Raw genomic sequence first — 5015 nt, forward strand, 5'->3', positions numbered from 1 at the left:
AATTATAACTATAAATAAAAGGCTATACATATTATTTTGATTATGTATTACTTTCGCTCTTGAAATATAACTTCTGGATTTGCTAAATCACTATTCCGAAATACAACATCCGCATAACTTTTTGGGTTATGCTCATTTATATACATCTTACAAGCCGCGTGATACCTGTTTAAAAACATCTTCTCTGCTTCTTCATAACTGCCAAAAGCTTCAGTTTCCCGCTTAGCACCACGTTTTCTCGCAATCTCAAAATTTGTATCTACAAAGATTTTGTAATCAAATAAATGCGCAACGTCTTTTTTCAATAGAAACGTTCCATCTACTATTAATATCATATTTTGCGTGGCCAATAGCGGCTCATTATGTACAGGCATATCCGTTATTAAGTTATGAGAAATCGTTTCATACTGTAAATTTCCGTTAGGTCCTAAAGGCATTAATAATCTTTCTTTGAAAGCTATATAATCGTGTGCATCTTCATAATACCCTCTTGCAGATTCTTTTCCTTTTGCATAGCGAATCACTCTTGGATTATGAAAATCATCAATGCTGGCGCGTGTTACTGGTAATCCTCGTTTTTTTATTTCTTCCGCTAGTTCGTTTGCAAATGTTGTTTTTCCTGAGGCTGTAATACCGCTTACTCCAACTCTTATTGGATGGGTTAAGTTTAGCTTTACAATATGATCTGCAATTTCTTTGATTCTTTGTTTTCGGTTCATGATATCTCCCTTTATAATTAGTTGACATAATATAATTATAGATAATAATTCATGTCACTATTTGTCAGTAAATTGATATCCTTTCTCGAATCGCTGATATCTCGAAAAAATCATTGATATATTTTAAGTTATGATAGATATATTTGAAAAATCGTTGATATATTATTAGCTTACTTCCCCTTAAACCCTCGATATAAAGCAGTCCGTAATTCTTGTTTGTATTCTTCAATTTCTGGCATTTCGAGTTCTTCTGCTAGTCTGATAGCTAATTCAATATCATACGGTACTCGTACAAGTTGAATAGAAAAGCTCGCTGCTTCTTTTTCATTGTAAGTTCCTTCAAATATTAAATAGGAAGCTTGTGTTATTTCAAGTGGGTTTCCTACGCTACCGGCATTACATAACGTTTTCCCTCTGAAATTTTGGACGAATGCTTGGTGAACGTCACCGTAACAAACGACATCTGGTTTTCTTTCCTCTTCTATATTTTCCGTCAGATCACTATTTTCGAACATACTAATACGTTCTTCTCTTGAAGCGTGTGGTTGAATTCTTTCATATAAACTTCTCGGTGAAGCGTGAAACATACGAATGAATTTCCCACTCATATAAAACTCGATTGAAAATGGTAAGTTTCTTAAATAGTCATTTTGTTCTTCCGATAATTGTTTTTGATGCCATTTCAATGCTTCAAATTCAGTCGGCTTTGTAATAAAATCATCCCAGTTTCCCATTACGACTACTTCACATTCTTTACGAATGATTTCAATTGCTTCACTGGAATGAGGTCCTTTTCCTACTAAATCTCCAAGGCAAATAATGCGCTCGATTCCTCTTAATTTAATATCATTCAACACGGATTCTAATGCTTGAATATTACCGTGAATATCTGAAATTACTGCTATTTTATCCATATAAATTACTCCTTTATTTATTAAATTCACTTGATTGATACCATTTTGGAATATAAGATGAAAAATGATTATGATCTTCTAAAATTCCATTTAATCTTTCCTTCATATCATCTAATAAATATGGTGTGCTTCGGTTTGTCCATACGATATCAGCCGGGAATATCATTGCTGCATATAATGAGTACAGTTTCCAAAAATGTAGATCAGGTTCTCCTCCGCAATAACCGTGAACTTGTCCAATCGCGAATGGTTTGCTTATATTCGTTGTAAATAGTGCTACTTTATGAAAATCATGAATAGGATCACCAATATCGAATCTAGCAAAATCAATGACAGCCCGAAACTCATTTTGGTCAATCATTATATTAGCCGGATGAAAATCGTCATGTAAAAATACGATGGGACGATTTTTTAATAAATCTTTATGATTTCCTACAAAATCTATCACTGTATTTAAATGAAAAAAGTCTACTTCATATTCTTTCAACGCTTCTAAGTATCTCTCATATTTACTCCATATAGACATTTCCCATGAATTACTTTTATCTTCTTTTTCAACTAAATGAATCTTTTTTAGTACTTCTCCAGCCTTTTTTCCAGCCCTATACTGCTCTTCTGTAGACAACGTTCTTAATATATCTTCACCATCTAATCCATCAATCCATTCAAAAACTTGTACACATTTATTGAATTTAGTAAGACTAATAAAATGAATTAATTTTGGCATAGGAATATGTAAAGAATCTAGCTGCTGCATATATTCATATTCTTCCTGCTTCCGTTCAAAATATGATGAATCGCATACTTTAATAAAATACGAGGCCCCACTCTCTAATTCAATTTTATATTTCTCATCGAATGAAAAGCCTTTTGAAATAACAGTCGCTTTTAACATACGAGGCCATTCTAGTATTCTCTCTATCTCTCTAAGCATTTCTTCCACAACGTTCACCTCTATCAATATATGTACAAACTCCCTAACACTTCATGCTCTCGTTTATTTCCCCCTTTAAACTCTACTGCAAATGGATATTCGCCATGATTCTTTATGTATTCTTGCACTAGACCTTCTCCAACCGGTTCACAAAACTGTACTTGAATGTCACCAAACGATACACTTTGACACTCAGCATTCCATTTTTCATTTTTCACAACTGAGCTTGTAGATAGCTCCATTACTTCTTTCCATTTCCGTACTGTTTCTCGAACATTTTTTACTGCGTAATGAATCGTTTCAATTTGTTGCACTTTGTTTTTATGTTCAGTAATCGTCCCACTGTTACGTAAATCGTTTCTTCTTTCTTCGTCCGTTTCATTCCACTGTATAAAGAAAGGTAATTTCGGTCCGTTCTCTTCTTGCTTAACGAATAACATTTTCCATTCTAAAAGTCGGCCATCTTTTCTCATACGTTTCCCTTCAAATGGCCCTATCGTATGTAAGCCGTACTTATTAAAGTTAACTGCTAGCTCCTCAATTGCATCTGTTCGGATCGCGATTTGTAGCATTCCTTCTCCATTTTGTAGTTTCACCACTGTTTCTTGTACTAATGGATTTTCTGCTTCTTTCGCTTTTTCTTCATGTTGAACTGCTAAAAATTCTATATATGATAAATCAAAATAACTTAAACTATTCCAAGTACCCCAATTCGTATGCTCTCCGCCTAATACAGTATGAAATCCAAGTTCCTGCATTTGTTTTGCCGCTTCCTCCGGTGTACCATGAACTGTGTGAACGAGATGATCAAATCGTAACATGTCTTTCTCCCCTTTCTCTCCATCCTTTTATTGTATATTTTATTTTTCTTTCATTCAATTCAAAAACTTTAAAACCCAGTTGATTTATACGATTAATATGTATTATAATGAAACAAATTTAATTATTGCTGATTGGAAAAACCAAAGGCACTTTTCTCATACGGGAAAAGTGTCTTTTTCATTTATTATTACAGGGGGATTATTTATGCAGAAATTAATTGTCTTTGCTATTATTGGATTTTTCGCTCAATTGATCGATGGGGCACTCGGAATGGCGTATGGGGTAACGTCTACTTCACTATTATTAATGTTTGGTATTGCACCGGCTGTAGCTTCCGCATCGGTTCATTTAGCTGAAGTCGTTACAACTGCAGCTTCTGGCGCATCTCATATCAAATTTGGAAACGTTGATAAATATACAGTTTCCAGGCTTACATTACCTGGGGCAATCGGCGCATTTATTGGAGCATGTTTTTTAAGTAATTTGCCTGGAGATGTAATCAAACCGTACATTTCCGTATTTTTATTTACTTTAGGAGTTTATATTTTATTACGATTCATCATTCAAAAACAAATTGTCACTTCAAATAAGCGTATGTCTGCCAAACAACTTGTGCCGCTTGGTTTATTCGCTGGATTCGTTGATTCAACTGGTGGCGGTGGTTGGGGGCCGATTACGACACCCGTTCTTCTAGCAAGAGGAAATGAAGCTAGAAAAGTTATTGGATCTGTAGATACGAGTGAATTTCCTGTTTCACTCGCTGCAACAATTGGCTTCTTCATCTCACTTGGCTGGGAACAAGTAAGCTGGGTTTGGGTATTTGCCTTAATGCTCGGCGGTATTGTCGCAGCTCCAATTGCTGCATGGTTAGTCCGCATCGTTCCGCCCCATTTACTTGGCGTATTAGTTGGTGGTCTTATTATCTTCACAAATATTCGTACACTGCTTACTACATTTAAAGTGGATCCAACTATTATTTCACTTTCTTACGTTGCAGTTGGTCTTGTCGTTATTATTTCTATTTTCATTGCTGTTCGAAATCATTCCAATCGTCCTAACGCATCAACGGCTGAGTATCCAAATGATCAGAAGCAAATGCTACCATAACTATAAAAAAATACCGCTCAATTTAGAGCGGTATTTTTTATTTTTCTATTTTCCAATTAATCATCGTTTCTGTAGCATTTACTCTCTTCATATGTAACTTTTCTAAAACACGCATCGAACTATAGTTATCTAGGAGTGTCTCTGCAATTATTGTTTCTACCTCTCCTGTTTTGAAAGCCCAATCAATTAGTTCTTTTACAGCTTCTGTTGCATAGCCCTGATTCCAATATTTCTCAATAAATCCATAGCCAATTTCTACTGTTTGATCCTCGTTTGGTTTCCCTTTAAATCCAATATCACCTAAAACGCTATCATCTTCTTTCCGAAAAACATACCACGCCCCCCATGGTAATAAAGCCTCATCTTGTTTCACATTCTCTACATGCCCTACAATATGCGGACCGCTATTATATCCTTGCTCGTTAGCGACTTGAATCCTCTCTTCTGTACACGGCACTATATAGAGCCTTTTTGTTTCTAATTTCATTTTGATTTCCCCTTTTTGCTTAAACGTTACTC

The 5015-nt window shown here is 35.1% G+C and carries 6 protein-coding genes; 1 reads left to right on the forward strand and 5 read right to left on the reverse strand.

Annotated features, from left to right (window positions below):
* Nucleotides 1-47: 47 nt before the first annotated feature.
* The 4 genes from ABWK52_RS20745 to ABWK52_RS20760 form a co-directional block, all read right to left on the reverse strand.
* Nucleotides 48-719, reverse strand: a complete 672-nt coding sequence (locus ABWK52_RS20745) for a uridine kinase (protein WP_001080549.1) — start codon at nt 717-719, stop codon at nt 48-50.
* Between the two features lie 170 nt (nt 720-889).
* On the reverse strand, nt 890-1633 hold the full coding sequence (locus ABWK52_RS20750) for a metallophosphoesterase family protein (RefSeq protein ID WP_098541983.1): 744 nt from the start codon (nt 1631-1633) through the stop codon (nt 890-892).
* Between the two features lie 13 nt (nt 1634-1646).
* Nucleotides 1647-2576 (reverse strand): aminoglycoside phosphotransferase family protein, encoded by a 930-nt coding sequence (locus tag ABWK52_RS20755; protein WP_016110239.1) that lies wholly within the window; start codon nt 2574-2576, stop codon nt 1647-1649.
* Between the two features lie 14 nt (nt 2577-2590).
* A complete protein-coding gene (locus ABWK52_RS20760; protein ID WP_098541985.1) occupies nt 2591-3388 on the reverse strand; it encodes a VOC family protein in 798 nt (265 codons plus the stop codon).
* Nucleotides 3389-3593: 205 nt separating this feature from the next.
* Between ABWK52_RS20760 and ABWK52_RS20765 the strand changes: the two genes are divergently transcribed.
* A complete protein-coding gene (locus tag ABWK52_RS20765) occupies nt 3594-4496 on the forward strand; it encodes a sulfite exporter TauE/SafE family protein (RefSeq protein WP_001170728.1) in 903 nt (300 codons plus the stop codon).
* A 37-nt stretch (nt 4497-4533) separates the two neighbouring features.
* Here ABWK52_RS20765 and ABWK52_RS20770 read toward each other — a convergent pair whose 3' ends face one another.
* The gene (locus ABWK52_RS20770; protein WP_000764643.1) at nt 4534-4983 is read right to left on the reverse strand and encodes a GNAT family N-acetyltransferase; all 450 of its coding nucleotides are present in this window, start codon (nt 4981-4983) and stop codon (nt 4534-4536) included.
* Nucleotides 4984-5015 lie beyond the last annotated feature (32 nt).

Origin of the sequence: Bacillus sp. AP50, from assembly GCF_040492675.1 — a bacterium.
In the GTDB taxonomy this organism is placed as follows: Bacteria; Bacillota; Bacilli; order Bacillales; family Bacillaceae_G; genus Bacillus_A; species Bacillus_A cereus.

Bases quoted from the DNA above. Each gene is read 5' to 3' on its own strand.
- ABWK52_RS20745 (WP_001080549.1), bottom strand. From the start codon at position 719: ATGAACCGAAAACAAAGAATCAAAGAAATTGCAGATCATATTGTAAAG.
- ABWK52_RS20750 (WP_098541983.1), bottom strand. From the start codon at position 1,633: ATGGATAAAATAGCAGTAATTTCAGATATTCACGGTAATATTCAAGCA.
- ABWK52_RS20760 (WP_098541985.1), bottom strand. From the start codon at position 3,388: ATGTTACGATTTGATCATCTCGTTCACACAGTTCATGGTACACCGGAG.
- ABWK52_RS20765 (WP_001170728.1), top strand. From the start codon at position 3,594: ATGCAGAAATTAATTGTCTTTGCTATTATTGGATTTTTCGCTCAATTG.
- ABWK52_RS20770 (WP_000764643.1), bottom strand. From the start codon at position 4,983: ATGAAATTAGAAACAAAAAGGCTCTATATAGTGCCGTGTACAGAAGAG.